Below are 23,488 nucleotides of genomic sequence, written 5' to 3' on the forward strand. Positions count from 1 at the left end.
ATGACCTGAAGGCTTTTTCATGAAATTTATTTTAAAGACTTCTTCAGCTTAATGAAATAGATGGTGTTTCTGTCAATAGTGTTGGATGAAGGAAGTACCTTCTGTTCATATTTTCCACTGCCAGTTACACCGAAGTCATCATCATTGCTAATGGCTATTGTATTTTTGTCGATTACAAAGATACCTTCAGCTTTGTCATGTGGATAAATCATATTCAGATCAGTCATCAGATCAAGAACAAGAGTTTTCTTTACCGGGACTATATTATTTTGCTGCAGACCACTTAGATTAATAAGCTGCTCCAAAGGTTTTCCATTATATAGTTTTCCGTTTTCACCATTATTAGGATCAGATACATCCGTAGCACCATCCAGTTCAATCTTGTATACCTTTTTGAAAACAGAACCTTTATTTGCTGAAGTAGCATACTCTCCGTCACGTTCCAGTACAAGGAAGGTATTGTTATCTATAGCAGCAATTTCGCTAACGGCTTGTAAATCTTTATTTTCCATAAGGTAAACAAACTGTTGTGTTTTGCCCGATGCAATATCAAAAGTAATAATGCGAATAATTAAAGAACCTTTCATGTCTGCGGACGATGGATTGTACAGTGGAAACTGCATAATGCCTACCAGTGTTTTACCATCCGGGGTAATACACAGTCCTTCCATACCACGATTAGGACGTCTTTTAGCAAAAACTTTTGGGATTTTTCTCGATGTATTAAATGGATTAATCTTTTCAATAGTGTTTCCGTTTTTATCAAAATGGATAATATGCGGACCATATTCATCACTTACCCAGAATGTTCCGTCAGGAGCTATAGCAAGACCTTCCGAATCCAAACCGTCGATATCATTGCTCAGAATATTACCTTTAGTATCATACGCAATTTCTCCAGTTCCTCCTGAACCTATAGGATTAGGTAGTCCTGTAAGGTTTCTACCGGCTGCATTTTTTAGCAAAATAGTACCAATCTGTACTAATTTTCCGTCTTTTAACTGGAATTTTCCGATTTGCGGTGTAAAATCAGGGTTGGAAAATACTTTCGAATCTTTAACGGGGCCGTCAATATTAGGACCTCTGTCAGTCAGCATATAGAAAACAGATTTGTCCTGTGGATCCTGTACGAGAGAAGATCCGTAGCCTCCATTATAAACCTTAACACCATTGATGTCGTTGATTATTTTTGGCTCGGAAGCCTCTGCCATATCAGGATAGCTAACAGATTTAAAAGGGTTGTCGTCGTTGTTACAAGCGTACAAAGCTGCTAATACGACCATGGATAAAAGTTTTTTTCTCATTATAATAGTTGATTAAGTTGCGGCAAAAATATTTTTTTAGTGTTTACAGTATTTTAATAGAATATTATCTTTTAATGAACAAAAAGAAAATCAGGGCTTTGGATAAAAAATAGATTTCCTATTTTTGCAGATTCTTAGAGAGAATCGTTTAATACAGAAAATTATTATGCTTTCAGTACAAAGTTTAGGACTGCATCATGCCGGAAATTATCTTTTCCAGAATGTGAATTTTACCATTAAGAAGAATGATAAAATTGGCCTGGTAGGTAAAAATGGTGCAGGGAAATCGACATTATTAAAAATGCTTTCCGGCGAAATTAACTTCTATGAAGGGGATGTTGTTCCGGATGGTAGTATTACTATCGGTTTCCTGAAACAGGATCTGGACTTTGTAAAAGGAAGAACAGTATGGAATGAAACCATGCAGGCTTTTGAAAGCATCAATGCTATGAAGACTGAGCTGGAAGAAGTAAATGTCGGATTGGCAACGCGTACAGATTATGAAAGTGAAGAGTATGCAAAGCTTATTGATAGAATGACGGAACTAAACGATCTTCTTGTTCATCATGATGCATACAATCTGGATGCTGAGATGGAGAAGGTATTATTAGGTCTTGGTTTTAGAGCAAGTGATTTCGAAAAGATTACAGATGAGTTTTCCGGAGGGTGGAGAATGCGTATTGAGTTGGCAAAACTTCTTCTTCAGAAGAATGATATTATGCTTCTCGATGAGCCTACCAACCACCTGGACATGGAATCTATTATCTGGTTAGAAAACTTCCTGAAAGATTACCCGGGAGCTATTGTACTGGTTTCTCACGACAAGCAGTTCATGACATCAGTTTGTAACCGTACTTTTGATATCAATAACAAAAAAGTTGACGACTATAAAGCTAATTATACCAAGTATCTTGAATTAAGAAAAGACAGAAAAGAAAAATTAATTCAGGCGAAGAAAAATCAGGATGCAGAGATTAAGCATACTGAAGATCTGATTAATAAATTCCGTGCGAGTGCTTCTAAAGCAGCTTTTGCACAATCCCTTATTAAAAAGCTGGATAAGCTGGAAAGAATTGAAGTAGAAAATGATGACGTTTCCAAGTTCAATATCCGTTTCGTACAGTCTGTTGTTCCGGGGAAAGTAATTTTTGAAGCTAAAAAGCTGGGAAAAGCTTATGGTGAAAAACAGGTTTTCAATAATGTTGACTTTTTCATAGAAAGAGGAGCGAAGATCGCTTTGTTAGGACAGAACGGACAGGGAAAAACAACATTGGCGAAAATTTTAGCTGGTGAGATCCGTGATTATTCCGGAGAATGGAACCTGGGGCATAATGTTAATATCGGTTATTTTGCTCAGAATCAGGAAGAAGTTTTATCTCCTAATAAAACCGTACTGGAAGAAGCCGAAGACGCTGCAACTGAAGAAACTCGTCCAAGAGTTAGAGACCTGTTAGGATCTTTCCTTTTCCAGGGAGAGGATGTACAGAAGAAAACAAAAGTTCTTTCCGGAGGGGAGAGAAACCGTTTGGCTCTTTGTAAACTATTATTGCGTCCATTCAATACATTGATAATGGATGAACCTACCAACCACTTGGATATTCAGTCCAAGGAGATTATTAAAATTGCATTACAGAAGTTTGAAGGAACTCTGATTCTGATCTCTCACGACCGTGAATTTTTACAGGGATTATCTGATAAGATTTTTGAATTCAGAGACGGAAATATGAAAGAGTATCTTGGAAATATTGACGAATATCTGGAGTACAGACAAAAAGAAAGTATTCGTGAAGTTTCAATTGAGAAATCCAAACTGGCAGAAGCGAAACAAGAAACTCCGGCTCCGAAGGTGAAAGAGGAACCGAAACTTGTTGAAACAAAAAAAGAATTTGTAAGCAAAGAGAAAAAGAATATTCAGAATAAGATTTCTAAAACTGAGCAGAAAATCAATGAACTGGAAAGTCAGATAGAAGCTATGGAACAGGGGTTCTCTAAAGAAAATCCTACAGAGGAACAACTGGAAAAATACCAAAAACTGAAAGAAGATCTTGATCTTGCATTACAGGAGTGGGAATTTTTAGCAGCTCAGCTGGAAGCTGAATAAATGTGTATATCACTACAATCCATGATAAAAAGCAGATGCATCGCATCTGCTTTCTTTGTTTTTAATGTTGTATCTTTGGGAGGATATTTTATAAGATAAAATAATGAAACATCAGCCTATAGAAGGCTTTTCAAAGCTTAGCAAACAAAAGAAAATCGATTGGTTAGTTAGTACATATCTGGAAGGCAACCAACAATACACAGATATCTTACAGCAATACTGGAATGACAATGCAGACCTTCAGAAACTTCATGAAGAGTTCTCAGAAAATACCATTTCCAACTTTTACATGCCTTATGGTATAGCACCTAATTTTCTAATTGATGGAGAACTAAAAGCAATTCCAATGGCTGTAGAGGAAAGCTCTGTAGTAGCTGCAGCCTCCAAGTCCGCAAAATTCTGGTTGGATAAAGGTGGTTTCAAGACTACTGTAATCAACGAAAAGAAACTGGGACATACTCACTTTACATTTAACGGGGAAAGTGTAAAACTTCAGTCATTTTTTAACCATGTCTTAAAGCAAAGATTATTTGACGATACCGAGGATATTACAAAGAATATGCGTTCACGTGGTGGCGGGATTCTGGATATTGAGTTGGTAGACAAAACTGCACAAATGCAGGATTATTATCAGATAAAAGCTTCTTTCAACACCAAAGACAGTATGGGAGCTAATTTTATCAATTCTTGTCTGGAGCAGTTTGGTAAAACCCTGAAAAAAGAAGTTGAATTATCTGATAAATTTACACAGGAAGAGAAAGATTCCCTTCGTGTTATTATGAATATCCTGTCCAATTTTACACCAGACTGTGTTGTCAGAGCTGAAGTTTCCTGTAAAATTGAAGATCTTATCGATGATAGTGGTATTGCTCCGGAAGAATTTGCCTGGAAATTTAAGCAGGCTGTAAATATTGCAGAGATCGAACCTTATCGTGCTACAACCCATAATAAAGGAATTATGAATGGGGTAGATGCGGTTGTTATTGCTACCGGAAACGACTTCCGTGCGACAGAAGCTTGTGCACATACCTATGCTTCCAAAGATGGGAGATATACAAGTTTAACACATTGCTCAACGGATAATGGTGTTTTCAGATTCTGGTTAGATCTTCCTATCTCTGTTGGAGTTGTTGGTGGGTTAACAAATCTGCACCCATTAGTGAAATTCTCATTAGCTCTTTTAGGAAAACCTTCTGCAACAGAACTTATGAGTATTATTGCGGTTTCTGGTTTAGCCCAAAACTTTGCAGCACTTCGTTCATTAGTAACTACGGGTATACAAAAAGGGCATATGAAAATGCACTTGTTCAATATCCTGAACCAGTTCGGTGCAACAGAAGCAGAAAAACAACATTTTGTACATTACTTCAAAGATAAAACAGTGAGCCATCATGAGGTGATTGCTGAACTGGAGAAATTGAGAAATAAATAAATTCAATAAGAATGAAAACAATAACTTTATTTTTCGGTGCTTTTTACGGAATGCTTTCAGTAATACTGGGAGCTTTTGGGGCACATGCATTTAAGAAGGTTCTTTCAGTAGAAAGACTTGAAAGTTTCGAGGTAGGAGTAAAGTACCAAATGTATGCGGCGTTATATCTCTTGATTATTGGGTTTTTCCTGAAATTTGATACCGGGATTGAAAAAAGTGCTGGTTGGTTTATGATTGCCGGAACATTCTTGTTCTCGGTAAGTATATATTTCCTTTCTTTTCAGGAAGTCTGGAATACCAATCTGAAGTTTTTAGGACCAATTACACCTCTTGGCGGTTTATTTATGATCTTAAGCTGGTTGATGCTGATGATTATTATCTTTAAATCAAAATTTAACTAAACATAAAAAATGAAAAAACTACTTTTTACAGCGGCTTTAGTATTATCAGTTGGGGCTTTTGCTCAGAAAAATATTACTAAAACTGTTGGAGTACCTTTTGAAATTAGCTATCCTGATAACTTTAAGCAGGTAGAAGGAGAGCAGGAAAATGTTGTTTTCCAAATCTTTGATCAGCCAAATGATTTCACATTATATATCATTCAGGATCCGATAGAAGACTGGAGAGAGACTCCTTTATTTGGATCGGCTGAAGATGTAATCAAGCATTATAACTCTACAGCAATTGAATCTTTAGAAAGAAATTCTGCTTTAAAGATTGGTGATATTAAAACCGAAGCTAAAAACGGAATGCAGTATGCTTACCAGAATTTTGAAGGGGATTATAAGTATACCGATTACGATGATAATGGTAAGGAACAGACTAAGTTTTCCAAGTATGCTTATGTTACTGTAGGTATTAAAACAGCTAAGTCTACCTATTCTGTATATTCCTTCTGCCCGGTAAAAGATAAGGCGAAATTTGAAAAAATATTCAAAACTGTAGTAGCCTCAATTAAAGAAAAATAAACATTTCACCCTTCTTTAGTTTCGGGTCTATTTTGTACATTTGTAAATCTAAAAAAATAAAAATATAATCAAAACAATATGAATCTTCACGAATATCAATCAAAAGAGATTTTAGCGAAGTACGGTGTAGCTATACAACGTGGTTTTGTAGCTAATAATGTGGATGAAGCAGTTGCTGCTGCTGAAAAACTTACTGCTGAAACCGGAGCACAAGGCTGGGTTGTAAAAGCACAAATTCACGCCGGTGGTCGTGGTAAAGGTGGTGGTGTTAAGTTTTCTCCAAATATGGATAAACTTAAGGAAAATGCAGGTAATATTATCGGTATGCAACTTATTACGCCACAGACATCTGCTGAGGGTAAAAAAGTTAATTCTGTATTGGTAGCTGAAGATGTTTATTATCCGGGAGAAACAGAAACTAAAGAATTTTATGTTTCTATTCTTTTAGACAGAGCATTAGGTAAAAACACTGTAGTATATTCTACAGAAGGTGGTATGGATATCGAGCACGTAGCTGAAGTTACGCCTCACCTTATCCACAAAGAAGTTATTGATGCTGCTTACGGGCTACAAGGTTTCCAGGCTAGAAAAATTGCTTTCAACCTAGGATTAGAAGGAAACGCTTTCAAGGAATTCGTTAAATTTATCGGTAGTCTTTACAATGCTTATGTAGGTATTGATGCTTCTCTTTTCGAGATTAACCCTGTATTAAAAACTTCTGATAACAAAATTATCGCAGTAGATGCTAAAGTAACTTTAGATGACAATGCATTATACCGTCACAAAGACTTAGCAGAACTAAGAGATACAAGAGAAGAAGATCCTATGGATGTTGAGGCTGGTGAAGCTGGTCTTAACTTCGTGAAGTTAGATGGTAACGTTGCTTGTATGGTAAACGGAGCTGGTCTTGCAATGGCGACTATGGATATCATTAAGCTTTCAGGAGGTAATCCTGCTAACTTCCTTGACGTTGGTGGTACTGCTGATGCTCAGAGAGTACAAACAGCTTTCGGAATTATTCTTAGAGATCCAAACGTAAAAGCTATCTTAATCAATATCTTCGGTGGTATCGTAAGATGTGACAGAGTAGCACAAGGTGTTGTAGACGCTTACAAAGCTATGGGTAGCTTACCTGTTCCATTAATCGTAAGATTACAAGGAACTAATGCTGTAGAAGCTAAGCAATTAATTGATGATTCAGGTCTTCCTGTACATTCTGCTATTACATTAGAAGAAGCTGCAAATAAAGTAAAAGAAGTTTTAGCTTCTTAATTACATTTGCAATTGCATAAAAAAAGCCACTTCATTCGAAGTGGCTTTTTTATTTATGATTCTTTTTCTATACTGATACTCATCGGAGTGCTTAGCAGAATATTTTCCTGATCCAGTTTTTCTTTTATTTTTACAAGAGCATCACTCTTGGTATCGGCAACATTAGATCCGATGGCAATCCAGAATTTTACCTGAATATTAAATGTTCCTTGTTTGAGGGAAGTGAATATAACATCTGCGCTCTCCAGCCGGTCTGCTTTATCCATATTTTTAATAACTTCCAAAATACAGTCTTTTGCCTTCTGTATATCCTGACTGGCCGGAATATCGAAGTCAAATATAATTTTCCGCTGTGGAGAAGCTGTAATATTATAAAATGGAGCGTTGAAAATTGTCTGATTGGGAATATAAACTTTTTTTCCTTCATCATTGATCAGTTTTGTGGTAAGGAAACCTATCTCGGTTACAGTACCGGAATGGGCACCTAATGTAATGTAATCGCCAACCTTAAAAGATTTATCTATGCCAACTAGCATTCCGGAGAAAATACTGGATACAAGATCTTTTAATGCTACCCCGGCAATAACCCCGGCAACTCCTAAGCTTCCGATGAATTTCCACAAGAAACCACTGAAGTTCATTATTTCCAGAGAAATAAAAGTTCCCATCAGAATAATCAGAAAACGAAAAACACCTACCAAGGCAACAGCGGTTCCCTGTTTACTGCTGTCCGGGAAAAAGTTATTAACAAGTTTTACGGTTACTTTACTCAGATATCTGCTGCCTTTTAAGAATAATATAAAAACCAGTATCCCAATAATCAGTCTTGGAGATAATTCAGCAAATTTTACATACCAGCTCTTCAATACAGCCAATACAATATCAATGTATTTTAATCCTTCGTTCATATTCGTAAATTTATGCAAAAATAAAAATGCCAGCCGGATTAGGGCTGGCATTTTGTATTAAAATATAAATTTTATTGTGCTCCTCTTGTAATCTGTTTTACTTTAGATGTCGGAAGGTAAATCTGGAAACCTACATTGAAGCCAATGTTAGATGTAGCTCCTCTGTTTCCGAAACCAAAATCACCATTGTATTTTACCAAGGCTTCTAGTGCAATATTTGGAGAAATAAAGTAAGCATATCCAGGACCAACGCCTACATTAAGACCTGTTGTAGATTTACCCGCTTCTTGAGTAGCAGTTGCTCTAGTTCCACTTGTTCCCCCAATTCCTGCATTGCCTTCTACGAAAAATCTGCCATGCTTCAGTAAGCTGTCTACCTGGTCGTTATTGAAGTAATATCTAGCCATAGGACCAACATTGTATGTGTAGATAGTTTTAGCATCTTTTGCTCCTGCAAATCCAAAAGTAACCTGACCTCCAAGTGCAAAGTTATCATCGATAAAATATGCAGCTTTTGGTTGTAGTGTGAAGTTGTAACCACCACCAGTGTTTAATCCGAAGCTGGAGGTAATAATGTTACCACCTACCATCCAGTTTCCTTTCTGTAGCTGAGCTTTTGTTACTGAAAATAGACCGGTTGCTAAAATTGCTGTGCTTAAAATTAACTTTTTCATTTTGTATTATTTTTTGTTAAAGAAATAAATTTTTAAATTTTTTTGATTTGGACATATACCGACTTCACAGGTTAAATATCTGCAGCAAGTATATTTATAACTTTTTAACGAAAATTATAAATACAATTATTGTTCCATTACGTTATATTTTCAATAAAATGGGTTTGGCATTATAAACAGAAAAGCAGCAAATTCTAAATTTGCTGCTTATTATAACTGAATAGAATCAGGATATTTTTCCTAGAGTCTGTATGTTAAAGTAAAGTAATAATTTCTCGGTGCAATAGGGTTTACAGAGTAGTTTTCGTGTACATTGTAATTGACTGTATCGAATAAGTTATTAACTTTTGCCTGAATAGAAAACTTCTTCCAGTCATATCCTAAAGAAAGTGCAAAAGTTGTATAATCTTTTAACGTGAAAATTCTGGATACTCCGTTTCTGGTATTGTTGGTTGCCTTTGTATCGTTCCATCCGGCAAGTCTGTCTCCAATATAATATAAGCTTGCACCTACTTTTAGCCCTTTGATATATTTTGGTAATGTATAGAAAGCTGAAAGGTTAGCAGTTGTAGCCGGAGTTCTTACAATTCTCTGATTTTCTACATAACCAAAAGTATCCGGTGTATCTAAATAAACGGAGTTGTTATAAGAGATTCCTCCTATTAATGAGAAGTTTTTTGATGGATTTCCTGTAATGTCTAACTCTACACCACGGCTGCGCATTTTTCCGGCAAATTCTTTCATGTTCGGGTCACTGTTTGGTTGTCCCCCAGCAGTAAGCTCTGCCGTCTGATAATAATTTTTATACAGAATTTGATAAGCAGAAAGATTAACAGCTATTGCATTGTTCCACAAATTCTTTTTTACACCTACTTCATACTGATCGATGGTAGTAGGTTTCAGTGTAGATCTGTTAATGTCGTAACCAGTATTGGCTGAGAAAGAATTGGTATATGTTGCAAATAATGACAGGTTATCATTCGGCATATATACTAGTCCTACTTTTGGAGATAATGCCTGATCTGAAGTTGAGGAATTGTCTACTAATTTTTTGGTATTGGTTCTGAAATTAGTATTTATGGTTGGCATATTCTGGATGTATGACCAACGTAGACCTGCTAAAACTTTAAATTCTTTAGTCAGACTGATAAAGTCCTGCACATATACTCCGACTCTTCTTGTTCTTATACGGTTTCTGTCCTGTGTTGCAGAAGCTGGAATGCTTCCACTGTTCCAGGTAGATGCATCATCTAAATATAGCGTTCCATTACCTCCGTCTGTTCCATAGATATAACCAGTACCATAAGTTTTATTGTTGGACGGGTTAAAGTAGGTATAGGAATCTGCAGCACTGTAATCACTGTCTGCACCGATGAGAACTTTATGATTAATTTTTCCGGTGTTAAATTCCCCATTTACATTTGCCTGAAAAGAAGTGTAGTTCTGTTCATTGTATGTTTTGTTCAGAGGTCTTTTCCAGTTAAGTCTGTTATTCTTATCATACTCCCACTGTACTCTTTCAGTGGAGAAATAATCTTTTGTGTAATTCTGGTATGAGGTAATTACATTTAGAGACCAGTTGTTGCTAATCTGGTGGTTGAATGTTATATTGGTTGAAGTCTGTCTTATATCTTGATATTGCCAGTTTGCTCCAAGAAAAGCATTTCTTGGAAGGAGATTGTTCATAGAGTAGCTGCCATCTTTATTGGTAATAGCTCCGATACCGAAATCAGGAGTGAAATTATTGATCAGATAATCACCCTCTACAATTAACTGAGATTTTTTTCCAATGTTGAAAAGTAAAGACGGATTGAAATAGATTTTTTCTGAAGAAACCCTATCTCTGAAGCTGTCAGCATTTTCATAAGCCGCATTTAGTCTAAAGGCTGCACTTTTAGATATAGGACCATAAACATCAAAAGTTGGTTTATAGGTATTCCAGCTTCCGCCATTCAGGCTAAAGCTTCCACCAGTTTGAAATCTTGGCTTCTTGGTAACCATATTAATAACTCCGCCTGCAGCAGTATTTCCGTACAACATCGCATTAGCTCCCTTCAAAACTTCCACACGTTCCAAGCCACTTACTTCAGGGAATACACCACTATTTATTCTGGCTCCGTTTTTATAAATATTATCGTTCCCAAGGCTAAAGCCTCTTCCTCCAAAGCTGTCCTGAGAATTACCTCTGGAAGAGGTAACATAGATTCCGTTTACATTTTGCAGCACATCACTTAATTGTTTTGCCTGTTGTTGTTCTATAATTTCATGAGTAACAATAGCAATGGGCTGTGGCGTTTCCATTACCGTAAGATTGGATTTGGTAGATAATGGTTTAGCTTTATTAGGATTTCCCGTTTTATGGAGATTAATATCTTCTATCTGCTGAACTTTAATAGTGTCAGTCTTGATGAATTTTCCTTTCTGTGCATGAGCAAAAGTAGCGCATAGTAGGAGTCCCAGAGCAATAGTGCTTTTATTCATAAGTTGTTGAATTAAATCTATTTAGACTTATTTAAAATAATTTTGCAAAAGTAGAAATTTTTAGCATTAAAGCAATATTTTATTTAGAATTATTAAAAAAAAGAATGTTTTGTTTGTATTCATCTGATTTACAACGCTATATTTTTCTTTATCAATAATTTTGCATTATTCTGTAATATCAGACAGTTGAATATGTAATATCTTTGATAAAAAATTGAAATGCAATTAGTAAAAGTTGGCCTTTGTGCATTTGGAATGAGTGGGAAAGTATTTCATGCACCATTTCTGAAGGAACATCCCGGATATTTTATGTCTGCGGTTGTAGAGAGATCCAAAAATGACTCAAAAGAGAAATATCCTGATGCAATTATTTACCGTTCGGTAGAAGAAATGCTGGCAAATGCGGATATCGACATGGTGGTCGTAAATACACCTGTACAGACGCATTTTGAATATGCTAAAATGGCATTGGAAGCGGGTAAGAATATAGTTGTGGAAAAACCTTTTACAGTAAATACATCCGAAGCTGAAGAGTTGGTAAAGCTTGCAGAAGAAAAAGGATTGTTTCTGAGTGTTTATCAGAACAGGAGATTCGATCGGGATTTTCTGCAAGTGAAAAATACTATATCTGAAGGAAAACTTGGAAATATAAAAGAAGCTGAGATACGCTTTGACAGATTCCGTACTACCGCAAGCGGAAAAGTACATAAAGAAAATCCGGATCTGCCTGCATCCGGAGCGTTACATGATTTAGGAGCACATCTTACAGATCAGGCTATTCAGCTTTTTGGAGAGCCAGAAAAATTATTTGCAGATGTTTTTTCAATGAAAGGAACAGAGTATGCAAATGATTATTTTGAAATTCTTTTGTACTATCCAGATAGTCTGAGAGTTCGTGTAAAAGCTTCTGTATTTACCAAAGAAGATCATTATGCTTACAAAATTCATGGAGATAAAGGAAGTTTTCTTCAGGAAAGAACAGATAATCAGGAAGCAGAGCTTGTTGCTGGGGCTATTCCCGAATATAACAAGGAATGGCAAAAACCTCTTAACGGAGATGACAGTATCCTGAATTATCTGGATGAAAATGGTGATACAAATCGTATAACACAAAGCAGTAAAGCCGGAGATTATATGGACTACTATCAGGAAATATACGAACATGTTGTATTTGGTAATCCATTACCATCTCCTGGTAAAGTAGTTATACAGAATATGAAACTTATAGATAAAGCTCTGGAAAGTGCAAAATCCGGACAGGTAATTAATTTCTGATAAAAAAACATTATTTCTTATAGAAGTGAATTAAAAATGTTTCTATTTTTATGTCAATAAATTATTGTAGTAAAAATGAAACATTTTTTTTCTATATCATTACTTTTTGTGATGGTTCTATGCTTTTCTCAACAGAAAGTAACTGTGGTTAGGGCAAATTCCAATAAGGCTAAAATCTATGAAGAAGATAATATGGTATCGGGTTGGGGGATTAATCCAAAGGTAAAACCCGATATTCATACAACAGGTAGAATTACAAAGAGTAAAAAGGTGGTATTCAAAACCGATATAGATTCTATAGTGGTAAACCTAAGACCCGGAGAGAAAAAAGACTTTATTGTACTTTTAAATGGTAAAGACTCATGTTATACCAGAATTCAGGGACCGGAAGTAAAAAACTTTAGTAAAACAAAGCCAGAGATTCATGATACAATCCCTTTTATCGTGAATAAGTATAATACCAACCTTGTCAGGACATTCTTTAACCATAAAGATTCTCTTACTTTTAATTTTGATACCGGAGCTACAGAAATGTCTGTTACAAGAGATGCGCTGAAAAACAGGATAAAATCTAATCCTCAGCTTTATAATACACATTACGATATACAAATAGGTAAAAGAACTTATAAAAGTGAGATCTACGATCATGAAATGGTAGGTCAGGAAGCGGATGGTTTATTGGGATGGAATATTTTTGATGGAATGCTGGTAGAATTGAATTATGATAAAGAGAAAATGATAGTACATTCTAAGATGCCTAAAAATATATTGGAGGATAAAGCTTATTCAAAGTTTAAAATCTGGTATTTCAACAATAAACCTTTTATCGAATGCGATATGTGGGAAAATGGTGTTTGGTATAAAGAATGGTTTCTTTTTGACCTTGGGTATCAAAGATCTGTAATGCTTGATAATGATTTGCTGAAAGAGAAAAACTTCCCTGTGGAGAATATGAAGATTATAAAGAAAACAAGTCTGCGCGGGGTTAGCGGAAAAGAAATTCCGGTAATAACGGCTAATTTACAAAAGATAAAGATCGGAAAAGCTGAACTCAAAAATATTCCGGCCCAGCTTCTGACAGCAAACAAACCGATGGGATCTGCTAAGATCCACATACTTGGAAATGATATGCTAAAGCGATTCAATACAGTCCTTGATTTTCAAAATAATATAATCTATCTTAAACCAAATACCTTATTCAACAAAGAGTTAATAAACTAAGATAGAATTCGATATAAAAAAAGCTGCATAACACGGTTATGCAGCTTTTTTATTGTTAGTAACTATTAATTATAGTTTGATAGCTGTTTCTAAAGCTAGTTCAATCATTGGCTTTAAAGCTCTTTCTCTTTCATTTGCAGAAATCTCCTCTCTTGTAGGGATAATGTCTGAAACTGTTAATATCGTTGCAGCATTTTTTCCTAAATGTTGAGCATTGGCAAATAAAGCAAATGCTTCCATTTCTACAGCAGAACAGTTATACTTCTCTGCAACAGCAGGAGTTCCCGGAGCCTTGCGATAGAAAATATCACTTGTATGGATATTTGTATTTTTAGTAATGATAGACTGAGCAGCAGCAGTTTCGTTGATCATATCAAAAACTTTCCCCTGGTGCGAAAGCAGATCTCCTTCAATTTCCCATGCATATTTAGCATAAGTACTTTCACTTGCTGCATTCTCAACATTCAGAATGTCGAAAAGTTTCAGATCTGTATTGTAAGCACCACAAGTTCCGATTCGGATAATGGTATCTACATCGTATTCAGTAAATAGCTCATAAGAGTAGATTCCGATACTGGCACAACCCATTCCGCTGGCACCAACTGATATTGTTTTTCCTTTATACTCTCCGGTAAAGTAGAATATGTTTCGGGTTTTACTTACAAGTCTTACGTTTTCTAAAAAATTCTCCGCAATATATTGCGCACGTAACGGATCTCCCGGTTGTAATACAACTTTTGCAATATCTCCTTTATTAGCACTAATGTGAACGCTCATAATTTTATTTTTTGAAAAGACAAATATAGTGACTTTGATTGTATTGGGCTAAACAGAACTAGTTGCCGGAAGCTTCCTGTAGCTCTAGCCAACGCAGTTCATAATTCTCTAATTTTTCCGAAACTCTCTCTAAATCAGCAGATAAAACAGATATCTTTTCATAATCCGCTTCATTATTTAATTTGTCTAATATGATATTTCTCTGCTTTTCCAGTTCAGGCATTTCTTTTTCTATTGTTTCCAGTTCACGCTGTTCTTTGAAGGAAAGCTTCTTTTTAGCAGGAGTCTGATTGTTGATGACAGGTTTTGGTTCCTGAGGCTGTACTTCCGGAGCTTTGTCAATTGTATCTTGTTTTTTATCCTGATTCTTTTTCCATTCTCTGTATTCAGAGAAATTTCCTGTAAAGTCTTTAATTTTGCCTTCACCCTCAAATGCTAAAACATGATCCACAATTCTGTCCATAAAGTAACGGTCGTGAGATACGATAATTAAGCTCCCTTGGAAGTTTAATAAAAAGTTTTCAAGAACGGTAAGTGTTGGTAAATCCAGATCGTTAGTAGGCTCATCGAAAATTAAGAAATTAGGATTCTGATAAAGCACGTACATCAGGTGTAGTCTTCTTTTTTCTCCACCGGATAATTTAGATATTGGTGAATACTGGGTTTGATCATCGAACAAGAACAAACGTAAAAACTGAGATGCAGAGATTGTCCGGCCATTGGCAAGCGGGAAATTCTCGGATATTTCTTTAATAAAGTCTATAACCCTTTCATCTTCCTTATATTTTAAACCTTTCTGAGAAAAGTAACCGAATTTTATAGTTTCACCCGTTTCTATTTCACCAGAATCTTTAGGCTCTAATTCCTGAATAATATTGAGTAATGTAGACTTTCCGGCACCATTCTTTCCGATAATACCAACCTTTTCACCACGCTGGAACTGGTAACTAAAATCTTTAAGTAAAACTTTATCTCCATAGCTTTTATTGATATCTCTTAGTTCAAGAATCTTTTTTCCCAAACGTTTCATATCAAAATCAAGCTCCAGAGCCTGTTTTCTGGTGTCAGTTTTTGCAACTTTTTCAGTTTCGTAAAAAGAATCAATTCTGCTTTTAGACTTTGTTGTACGTGCCTTAGGCTGCCGACGCATCCATTCCAGTTCTTTTCTGTATAAGTTATTGGCCTTATCAATAGTTGCTTCGAGATTATCTTCGCGAATCATTTTATTTTCCAGATAGGTAGCGTATGAACCATTATGAAGATATAGTGCCTGATCTTCCATTTCCCATATGGTATCGCATACACTGTCCAGAAAGTAGCGGTCGTGAGTTACCAAAAGTAAAGTGATTTTGGCTTTACTCAGATAATTTTCCAGCCATTCCACCATATCCACATCCAGATGGTTGGTAGGCTCATCCATAATAAGAAGAGTGTGGCGGTGCTCTGCACGGGTTTCCGTAAGCAATTTAGCAAGTGCAACTCTTTTAATCTGTCCCCCGGATAATGTTCCCATTTTAGCATCAAGATCTGTAATCTTTAGCTGAGAAAGAATTTGTTTCATTTCGTTCTCCAGATCCCATGCTTTATGAGCTTCCATTTCAGCAAGTGCTTTTTCTATAAAATCATGATCAGTGGAATGAAGTGAAGCATGGTAATTTTTAAGAGCCATAATTGGCGCAGAATCCAGTGTCATCATAAACTCTTCTATTGTCAGATCAGATTCAAAGTCTATTTCCTGATCAAATAAGACTACCTGAATGTCTTTGTTGATAACTACATTTCCGCTGTCGGCAATTTCTTTTCCCATCAGGATTTTCAGCAATGTAGATTTTCCGCTTCCGTTTTTAGCAACAATAGCAATTTTATCCCCTTCATTGATGTTGAAAGAAATATTTTTGAATAAAACTTTAATCCCGTAAGATTTGGTAAGATTTTCTGCGGTAACGTAATTCATTCCTGATTCTAAATTTGAACTGCGAAAATACGAAAAATAGAAAGGTTCCTACGAATAGAATATTTTAACAGATATTTCTTGTATCACCTGTATTTTCTTTGTGAAAATTTTTCAATATTTGTTGAAATATTTAAATAAATGAAGCGTCTCAATTCTTTCTTTCTTGTGATCTTGGGAATTTATGCTCAGGCACAAACATTTAATCTTAACGCAACTTTTTACCAAAAAGATGGTAAGAAGATTAGCTTGGCCAGCGGAGTTACCAGTGAAAAATACTTTGATGGTAACTTTACAATAATTAATGGCAAAGTAAAAGATCAGAAAATTCTTTTCAAAGTAAAGAGTGCAAAAGATAAAATGGTCTATCCTTTTAATTTTCTTATTACCGGAAAGGATAGGTTTTATTTTTCTGAAGACTTTTATATGGATTCCCGAACTCAGTCTTTAATTATGGGTAATCCAAAGGATTCAGCTAACTATGATATCAAATATTCCAATGAAAGTAGTTCTGTAGCTAGAGAAGTTGCTAAGTTTAAAAAATTTTATAAAGATATAAATACTAAGAGTGATTCTTTGAGAGCTGTGGAAGAATTAACTTTCCAGAAATATGGAACATATGATAATATACCAAAAGACATTATCATCAAATCTGAAGAAATCAGAAATGAAATTAATGAACAAGAAACTATACGTTTGTTGGATTTTATCAAGAAAAATCCAAAATCATTTGTAGGTTTCTGGCAGTTGGTGAAACGTTTTCAAAGAAAAGGCTATAAACCTATTTTTGAAGACATGTACAACCATCTTTCTACAAGTTTAAAAGATACTTATTCAGGGAGAGCTTTAGGTAAAAGCATTTACTCGGCAAAGATTCTTGCTGTAGGTCAGAAATTTCCAGTTCCCAAAGTCACTTCAATCGATCAGAAGCCAGTAGTTTTTAAAATGCCGGAAGCCAAGATTATCCTGGTGGATTTTTGGTTTAGCCATTGTAAGCCTTGTAGAGAAGAAATGCCTAAATTAGTGGAGCTTTATGGAAAATATAAGAGTAAAGGATTCGAAATTGTAAGTATTGCTACAGATATTACAAAGGCTCTTCCATATTTGCAGAAAACTGTAAAAGAAGATTTTAATATGACTTGGGCTAATTATCTGGATGAAAATAGAAAACAGTCAGATGAATGGGTGGTAACTTACTACCCAAGTAAATTTTTATTAGACAGTAATGGGGTTATCGTTCAAAAAGATATTTCAGTAGAGGATCTGGAAAAATTATTAGCAGAAAAATTAAAATAATGAAGAAACGAGTTTTAGTTGATATGGATGGAGTACTAGCAGATGTGTATCACCAGTTTATAAAATATGAAGAAAGAGATTCCGGTACCAGGATAAAGATAGAAGAATCAAAAGGACTTGATGAAACAATAGCTTTTCCGAATGTTGACAGACATCTACATGAACATGGATTTTTCAGAAATCTACAGGTAATGGAAGATAGTATAGAAGTAATGGAATATCTTAATTCCAAATATGAGGTTTTCATTTTATCTGCAGCAATGGAGTTTCCAAACAGTTTGCGGGAGAAATATGATTGGCTAGCGGAGTATTTCCCGTTTATTACATGGGAGCAAATTATATTCTGTGGGAGTAAGAAAGCGGTAACCGGAGATTATATGATCGACGATTATCCAAAGAATTTAGATACTTTTCAGGGAGAGAAATTACTTTTCACACAACCACATAATCAGTCTGTGGATAACTCTGATTATAGAAGAATAGGTTCCTGGAAAGAAATAAGAGCTATTTTGTAATAATTTGTTTTCGGACTGTAACAATGATTTTCTAGTAACGACTATTCGGTTGTTAAATAAAATCTGATTATGAAAAAATACTATCTCTTACTTGGGGTAATAAATACATTGTGTATATCCGCACAAACAATAACAGGAACAGTTTATTCTAAAGGCAGCCAAGAGATTGTTCCTTATGCAAAAATTGGGATTGTGAATGAAAACTATGGAGTCCAGGCAGACGAAAAGGGGCAGTATACACTAAAACTGGACAATATAAACAAAGATAAACAGTTAATGATTCTGGTAGGAGGCTACGAAACTTTTAAAACCTCAGTAGCTGATTTTATCAGAGATAATCCACATCCTATCTATCTGGAACCAAAAGTTACCAACATTAAAGAGGTCACTATAACACCCGATTATAAAGAGAAAAATATGGGGGTTAACAGCAAATCGAAATCTATGATGTTTACACCAAATATGGAAAAGGGAAATAATGTAATAGAAGAAACAGCTGTAGGGTTTAAAGCCAATAAGAAGCTGAAAATAATGAAGATTAATATGAATTTTGCCCGTTTTGATTCTACTGTTCCTATTAAGGTGAGATATACTATTTACAATGAAAAAGACGGAAAACCGGATCAGCTTATACTGAACAAAGAGATTATTGAGACAATTACCAAAAATCAGATTATAGATCAGACATATTCACTCGATGTAAGTAAAGATAATATCTGGCTGCAGGGAAACTTTTATGTGGGAATCCAGTTTATAGGTCAGTCTGATGCTAAGGTAGCTTTAAGCGGAGCTCTATTTCATTCTGGATTTTACCGTTCGTTTTACGGAGCATGGGAGAAAATAGGGATAGCGGCCCCTGCCATTAATATTGATGTGAAAATTAAAAAATAAAAGTGAGGCAGCCTGCTTCACTTTTTTCTTTTGCAAAACAGATTTTTAATCCAATGTTAAGCCCTTTAGCTGCCATATATTCCCATTGAAGACATTAACATCCACTTTGGTATTGATGCCACCCACGATACCTTTTTCTGTAAACTGCCAGAATCTCCATTCTGCTTTATCTGACGGTACATCTACATCATTGTAATTGGCGAGCCAGAGAGGATAGTCTTTAAAGTCGTCCTGAAGATAATCTCTGTAAAAATAATAATAGGTATATATAATAGGTTTTTCACCATAAGCCTCTTCTACAATTTTCAGCCAAATTTTCAGATCGCTTCTGAATTCGTTAAGGCTTTTATTCCGGGGAATTTTTTCAATATCCAGAACAGGACGCATATCTCCGGATTCTAATTTGACTGTTTCAAGAAAATTATTAGCCTGTTGCACAGGGTCTTCTTTTGGACGGTAAAAATGATAGGCACCACGGATGAGTTCGTTCTTTTGAGACGTTTTCCAGTATTCATCAAAATGCTGGTCTTTGCCATCTTTTCCCATGGTTGCACGAAGGAGTATAAACCTTATGTCTATTGATCCGTTGGCTATAGTCAGCTTTTTCCAGTTAATATCTTCTTTTCGCTGGTAATGGGAAATATCGATGCCGAAAACTTTATCCGAGTAAAGCGAAACAATTCTGTTTATTCGCTCTTCTTCTGTTTTAGGGTTCCTTAGTGAATGTTTTTCTTTGCCTTTAAAATGCATGGCATAGTAAAAAACAACCTGATCTTTCATGTAGAAACCAATTCCGATAAGAGACAGAAAAAGAATGATAAATAATACCCAAAGTTTCTTTCGGGCATCTGTACGCTTTTTCGCAATAGTTTTTCTTCGCTTTTGTGTTGTTTTTTTTGGCATAAATTCTGCTGCAAAACTATTAAAAGCTTTTTGTTTTTGGAAGTCTAAATAGTGATTTATTCCTAAAAACATCCTTTTTATTTTTGTAAATTTGATGCATATAAACAGTTTTTCCCCATACTATGAGTGAAAAAATCCTTATTATAGGTGGTGGCTTCGCAGGGCTTCGTCTTGCCAGAAGGCTAAACCAGAAAAGAGAAAAACGTATTACGGTGATTGATAAGGTAAATCATCATATGTTCCAGCCTTTATTCTATCAGGTTGCAAGTGGACGTATAGAACCTTCTAATATTTCGTTTCCTTTCCGAAAAATATTTCAAAAATCGAAAAATATTCAGTTTAGGATGACTGATATTGTAAAGATTATACCCGAGGAAAATAAGGTGGTTAGTGAAGATGCGGAATTCAAATATGATAAACTGGTTATAGCAACTGGATGCAAGACTAATTTTTACGGAAATGAAGTTCTGGAAGGAAATGCATACGGAATGAAAAACACTCAGGAAGCAATCAGTATCCGGAATCATGTGCTCATGACTTTTGAGCGTCTGATTATTGAAAGACAGAGGAGTGATGATGGTGACTGGAATTTGGTTATTGTAGGCGGAGGACCTACAGGAGCCGAGTTGGCAGGAGCTTTTGCAGAAATGAAACGCGATGTTCTGCCACGGGACTATCCTAAAATGAGCTTCAAAAATCTGAATATTATTCTTATTAATGCTACGGATAAACCTTTAGCATCAATGAGTACAGAAGCACAGAATAAATCCGAAGAATATTTAAAACAGCTGGGGGTTACACTAATGAACAATACCCGGGTGGATGCTTATGATGGTGAAAATGTTACTTTACACGACGGAACTGTTATCCCATCCAACAATGTTATCTGGGCGGCAGGGGTTACCGGAAATATTATAGATGGTATTTCGCAGGAGCATATTATGCGGAACCGCTACATAGTGGATGAGTACAACAAAGTAAAAGGATACGATAATATATACGCTATTGGAGATATTGCCTATATGGAAACAGCAGAATATCCTCAGGGACATGCACAGCTGGCTAGTGTGGCAATCGACCAGGGAGAGCAACTTGGAAAAAATCTGTTAAAAACATCAGCATCGGCATGGGAACCTTTTAAATATAAAGATAAAGGCTCTATGGCAACGATAGGAAAACACAGAGCTGTAGTCGATCTCCGGGATTTTAAATTCCAGGGAAGGCTGGCCTGGTATTTCTGGATGTTTTTACACCTTATGCTCATTCTGAGTGTAAGAAATAAAATTGCCATTTTTTATAACTGGGCGTGGGCTTACATAAATAAAGATTCGTCTTTAAGGCTTATTATCGTTCCGCACAAAAAGAATAATACTGAACAATGAGAATTGATATAATATCTGTTTTACCAGAGTTAATGGAGAGTCCTTTTAAGGCATCAATCCTTAAAAGAGCAATGCAGAAGGAAATAGCGGAAGTACATTTCCATCATTTAAGAGAATGGGGATTTGGTAAACACCGCCAAATAGATGATGAACCTTATGGAGGAGGAGCCGGAATGGTTATGATGGTAGAACCTATAGATAACTGTATTTCATCATTAAAAGCAGAAAGAAACTATGATGAGGTTATTTATCTGACACCTGATGGAGAGACATTGAATCAGAAAATAGCCAACACACTTTCCATTCAGGAAAATCTTATTTTCCTGTGTGGACATTATAAAGGAATAGATCAGAGAGTAAGAGAGCTGCATGTAACCAAAGAGATTTCTATTGGTGATTATGTTCTTACAGGCGGAGAGCTTGCAGCATGTGTACTTGCAGATTCTGTGATTCGTCTTATTCCGGGAGTATTGAATGATGAGCAGTCTGCATTGACTGACAGTTTTCAGGATGACTTACTCTCCCCACCAATTTATACAAGACCAGAAGAGTATAAAGGACTAAAAGTTCCGGATGTTTTGCTTAGTGGTCATACGCAGAATATAGAAGATTGGCGATATGATGAGGCAGTAAGAATTACACAGGAAAAAAGGCCTGATTTATTAAACAAATAAAAAGCATAATTTGGAATTACCCCCTGCAGTTTCGGAACTGGTAATGTTTTATAATACTGAAAATTTTTTTTCTCCGCAGGAAGAACAGTATCATCGGAATTATATTCCCAAATCTGGTTTAAAAAACTGGAATGAAGAACGTTATCAGAATAAAATATTTAAATTTTCCAGAACTTTTGAATATATTCGTGAAGAAATTGGACAATTTCCAATGCTTATAGGTCTTGCAGAAGTAGAAAATGATAAAGTACTTCAGCATATAACAGAACAGGAGATCTTTGAAGGGAAATACGATTTTGTACATTATGATTCACTGGACGAGCGGGGTGTAGATACTGCATTACTGTACGATAAAAGTAAACTCGTCCTGTTGCATTCCGAGGTCTATTCCGAAATATTTGATATTGAAGACGGGCTGCCCAATACATTTGATACAACAAGGGATGTTCTGTATTGTGTGTTTCAGTATGGAGTTACAGAGCTTAATGTTTATGTACTGCATTTACCTTCCAAACGGGAAAAAGATGTAAATGCTCCGAAGCGTAAAATTATTCTGGACAAACTGAAGAAAAAAATACAGGATAAACTCTCTCAGAATCCTCAGGAAAATATTCTGGTGATGGGAGATTTTAATGAAAATCCTGACGATGCTAATGTTCAGAGCTTTATACATTCCAGTGAAGAAAATGAAAAAATATTAGTAAATTCTTTTGAAGAATTATATAATAAAAAAAAATATTCTACGTTTCATAGAAGCGAAGGCTTATTATTTGATCAAATAATTTTATCGCCTTCATTTTTTAACTTAGAAAGTGATGTTAAGTTTATAAACGCTCACGTTTTTAATTCGGAACATCTTAAAGAAAGAAGCTATCGATATCGGGGTCGCCCATTTAGGACATATGTAGGAACCCGTTATCTGGGAGGATATAGTGACCATTTTCCGGTGTTGGTAGCGCTAAAGTTGACAAAACAAATAGGAAATATATGAAAAATCTAGCAAGCGCAGGATATCATCTTGATGCTATTGACAAGGAAATTATCTACTTATTGATGGATAATGCCAAAACTTCTTTGGCACACATTTCATCTCACGTAGGTATTTCTACAACAGCAGTACATCAGAGGATAAAAAAATTAGAACAGGCAGGTGTAATCGAAAATTCGATTTCTTTCCTGAATCCGAGAAAAGTAGGGTACAAAGTAACTTCTTATATGGGAGTTTATCTTGATCAGCCTAGCCACTACAATGAAATTATCAAGTCTTTAGAACAGATTAATGAGGTTGTTGAAGCTCATTATACAACAGGAAACTACACTGTATTCCTTAAAGTTCTTGCAAAAGACAATGACCATTTAATGGAGATCTTAAGCAAAATTCAGAAGCTTAAAGGTGTGATGAGAACTGAGACTTTCATATCTTTGGAGCAAAGTATTTCAAGACAGCTTAAAGTATAATAACA

At 35.5% G+C, this 23,488-nt stretch carries 21 protein-coding genes; 14 read left to right on the forward strand and 7 right to left on the reverse strand.

The genetic code is table 11. From position 1 onward, the window contains the following. Positions 1-26 precede the first annotated feature (26 nt). Positions 27-1,304 carry an esterase-like activity of phytase family protein gene (locus ATE49_RS04540; protein ID WP_065081228.1) on the reverse strand — a complete coding sequence of 426 codons (1,278 nt, stop codon included), beginning with the start codon at positions 1,302-1,304 and terminating at the stop codon, positions 27-29. 166 nt (positions 1,305-1,470) lie between these two features. Here ATE49_RS04540 and ATE49_RS04545 point away from each other — a divergent pair, with 166 nt between their 5' ends. The 5 genes from ATE49_RS04545 (at position 1,471) to sucC (ending at position 7,077) form a co-directional block, all read left to right on the forward strand. Then, entirely contained in the window at positions 1,471-3,405 is a 1,935-nt protein-coding gene (locus tag ATE49_RS04545) for an ABC-F family ATP-binding cassette domain-containing protein (RefSeq protein ID WP_065081422.1), read from the forward strand. A gap of 103 nt (positions 3,406-3,508) precedes the next feature. Continuing rightward, positions 3,509-4,837 (forward strand): hydroxymethylglutaryl-CoA reductase, encoded by a 1,329-nt coding sequence (locus tag ATE49_RS04550; protein ID WP_065081229.1) that lies wholly within the window; start codon positions 3,509-3,511, stop codon positions 4,835-4,837. 11 nt (positions 4,838-4,848) lie between these two features. After that, entirely contained in the window at positions 4,849-5,238 is a 390-nt protein-coding gene (locus ATE49_RS04555) for a DUF423 domain-containing protein (RefSeq protein ID WP_065081230.1), read from the forward strand. A 9-nt stretch (positions 5,239-5,247) separates the two neighbouring features. Beyond that, positions 5,248-5,805 (forward strand): PsbP-related protein, encoded by a 558-nt coding sequence (locus ATE49_RS04560; RefSeq protein WP_059343644.1) that lies wholly within the window; start codon positions 5,248-5,250, stop codon positions 5,803-5,805. A gap of 78 nt (positions 5,806-5,883) precedes the next feature. Beyond that, a complete protein-coding gene (sucC, locus tag ATE49_RS04565) occupies positions 5,884-7,077 on the forward strand; it encodes an ADP-forming succinate--CoA ligase subunit beta (protein WP_009085002.1) in 1,194 nt (397 codons plus the stop codon). Between the two features lie 53 nt (positions 7,078-7,130). On the opposite strand, the gene ATE49_RS04570 is transcribed toward sucC, so the two are convergent. From ATE49_RS04570 to ATE49_RS04580, 3 genes are all read right to left on the reverse strand, one after another. Next, positions 7,131-7,985, reverse strand: coding sequence for a mechanosensitive ion channel family protein (locus tag ATE49_RS04570; RefSeq protein ID WP_059343645.1), 855 nt, complete (start codon positions 7,983-7,985; stop codon positions 7,131-7,133). 71 nt (positions 7,986-8,056) lie between these two features. Beyond that, the gene (locus ATE49_RS04575) at positions 8,057-8,659 is read right to left on the reverse strand and encodes an outer membrane beta-barrel protein (RefSeq protein WP_065081231.1); all 603 of its coding nucleotides are present in this window, start codon (positions 8,657-8,659) and stop codon (positions 8,057-8,059) included. Positions 8,660-8,899: 240 nt separating this feature from the next. Continuing rightward, positions 8,900-11,140 carry a TonB-dependent siderophore receptor gene (locus tag ATE49_RS04580; protein ID WP_065081232.1) on the reverse strand — a complete coding sequence of 747 codons (2,241 nt, stop codon included), beginning with the start codon at positions 11,138-11,140 and terminating at the stop codon, positions 8,900-8,902. Between the two features lie 219 nt (positions 11,141-11,359). Here ATE49_RS04580 and ATE49_RS04585 point away from each other — a divergent pair, with 219 nt between their 5' ends. Continuing rightward, on the forward strand, positions 11,360-12,415 hold the full coding sequence (locus tag ATE49_RS04585) for a Gfo/Idh/MocA family oxidoreductase (protein ID WP_065081233.1): 1,056 nt from the start codon (positions 11,360-11,362) through the stop codon (positions 12,413-12,415). Positions 12,416-12,490: 75 nt separating this feature from the next. Further along, positions 12,491-13,636, forward strand: coding sequence for a pepsin/retropepsin-like aspartic protease family protein (locus tag ATE49_RS04590; RefSeq protein WP_065081234.1), 1,146 nt, complete (start codon positions 12,491-12,493; stop codon positions 13,634-13,636). Between the two features lie 69 nt (positions 13,637-13,705). Here ATE49_RS04590 and deoD read toward each other — a convergent pair whose 3' ends face one another. Both deoD and ATE49_RS04600 read right to left on the reverse strand, forming a co-directional pair. Beyond that, complete coding sequence (gene deoD / locus ATE49_RS04595; protein WP_034870604.1) at positions 13,706-14,413, reverse strand: purine-nucleoside phosphorylase; 708 nt, start codon at positions 14,411-14,413, stop codon at positions 13,706-13,708. 58 nt (positions 14,414-14,471) lie between these two features. Further along, complete coding sequence (locus tag ATE49_RS04600; RefSeq protein ID WP_065081235.1) at positions 14,472-16,367, reverse strand: ABC-F family ATP-binding cassette domain-containing protein; 1,896 nt, start codon at positions 16,365-16,367, stop codon at positions 14,472-14,474. Positions 16,368-16,505: 138 nt separating this feature from the next. On the opposite strand from ATE49_RS04600, the gene ATE49_RS04605 reads away from it, so the two are divergent. The 3 genes from ATE49_RS04605 (at position 16,506) to ATE49_RS04615 (ending at position 19,066) form a co-directional block, all read left to right on the forward strand. Further along, positions 16,506-17,660 carry a TlpA family protein disulfide reductase gene (locus tag ATE49_RS04605; RefSeq protein WP_065081236.1) on the forward strand — a complete coding sequence of 385 codons (1,155 nt, stop codon included), beginning with the start codon at positions 16,506-16,508 and terminating at the stop codon, positions 17,658-17,660. Next, the gene (locus ATE49_RS04610; protein WP_065081237.1) at positions 17,660-18,175 is read left to right on the forward strand and encodes a 5' nucleotidase, NT5C type; all 516 of its coding nucleotides are present in this window, start codon (positions 17,660-17,662) and stop codon (positions 18,173-18,175) included. Before ATE49_RS04605 ends, ATE49_RS04610 begins: the two co-directional genes overlap by 1 nt. A gap of 69 nt (positions 18,176-18,244) precedes the next feature. Continuing rightward, the gene (locus tag ATE49_RS04615; protein WP_065081238.1) at positions 18,245-19,066 is read left to right on the forward strand and encodes a carboxypeptidase-like regulatory domain-containing protein; all 822 of its coding nucleotides are present in this window, start codon (positions 18,245-18,247) and stop codon (positions 19,064-19,066) included. A gap of 45 nt (positions 19,067-19,111) precedes the next feature. Here the strand turns inward: ATE49_RS04615 and ATE49_RS04620 are convergent, their stop codons facing one another. After that, positions 19,112-19,969 (reverse strand): GH25 family lysozyme, encoded by an 858-nt coding sequence (locus ATE49_RS04620; protein ID WP_065081423.1) that lies wholly within the window; start codon positions 19,967-19,969, stop codon positions 19,112-19,114. A 122-nt stretch (positions 19,970-20,091) separates the two neighbouring features. Here ATE49_RS04620 and ATE49_RS04625 point away from each other — a divergent pair, with 122 nt between their 5' ends. Genes ATE49_RS04625 through ATE49_RS04640 form a run of 4 tightly spaced genes read left to right on the forward strand, consistent with a single transcriptional unit; the run spans position 20,092 to position 23,483 of the window. Continuing rightward, on the forward strand, positions 20,092-21,351 hold the full coding sequence (locus tag ATE49_RS04625; RefSeq protein ID WP_065081239.1) for an NAD(P)/FAD-dependent oxidoreductase: 1,260 nt from the start codon (positions 20,092-20,094) through the stop codon (positions 21,349-21,351). After that, on the forward strand, positions 21,348-22,025 hold the full coding sequence (trmD, locus tag ATE49_RS04630) for a tRNA (guanosine(37)-N1)-methyltransferase TrmD (RefSeq protein ID WP_059156907.1): 678 nt from the start codon (positions 21,348-21,350) through the stop codon (positions 22,023-22,025). The genes ATE49_RS04625 and trmD overlap by 4 nt, the downstream gene beginning before the upstream one ends. Before the next feature lie 10 nt (positions 22,026-22,035). Further along, the gene (locus ATE49_RS04635) at positions 22,036-23,016 is read left to right on the forward strand and encodes an endonuclease/exonuclease/phosphatase family protein (protein WP_233174497.1); all 981 of its coding nucleotides are present in this window, start codon (positions 22,036-22,038) and stop codon (positions 23,014-23,016) included. Beyond that, positions 23,013-23,483 (forward strand): Lrp/AsnC family transcriptional regulator, encoded by a 471-nt coding sequence (locus ATE49_RS04640; protein WP_009087955.1) that lies wholly within the window; start codon positions 23,013-23,015, stop codon positions 23,481-23,483. Before ATE49_RS04635 ends, ATE49_RS04640 begins: the two co-directional genes overlap by 4 nt. Positions 23,484-23,488: the final 5 nt, after the last annotated feature.

It is taken from the genome of Elizabethkingia miricola (assembly GCF_001675285.1).
Lineage (GTDB): Bacteria > Bacteroidota > Bacteroidia > Flavobacteriales > Weeksellaceae > Elizabethkingia > Elizabethkingia miricola.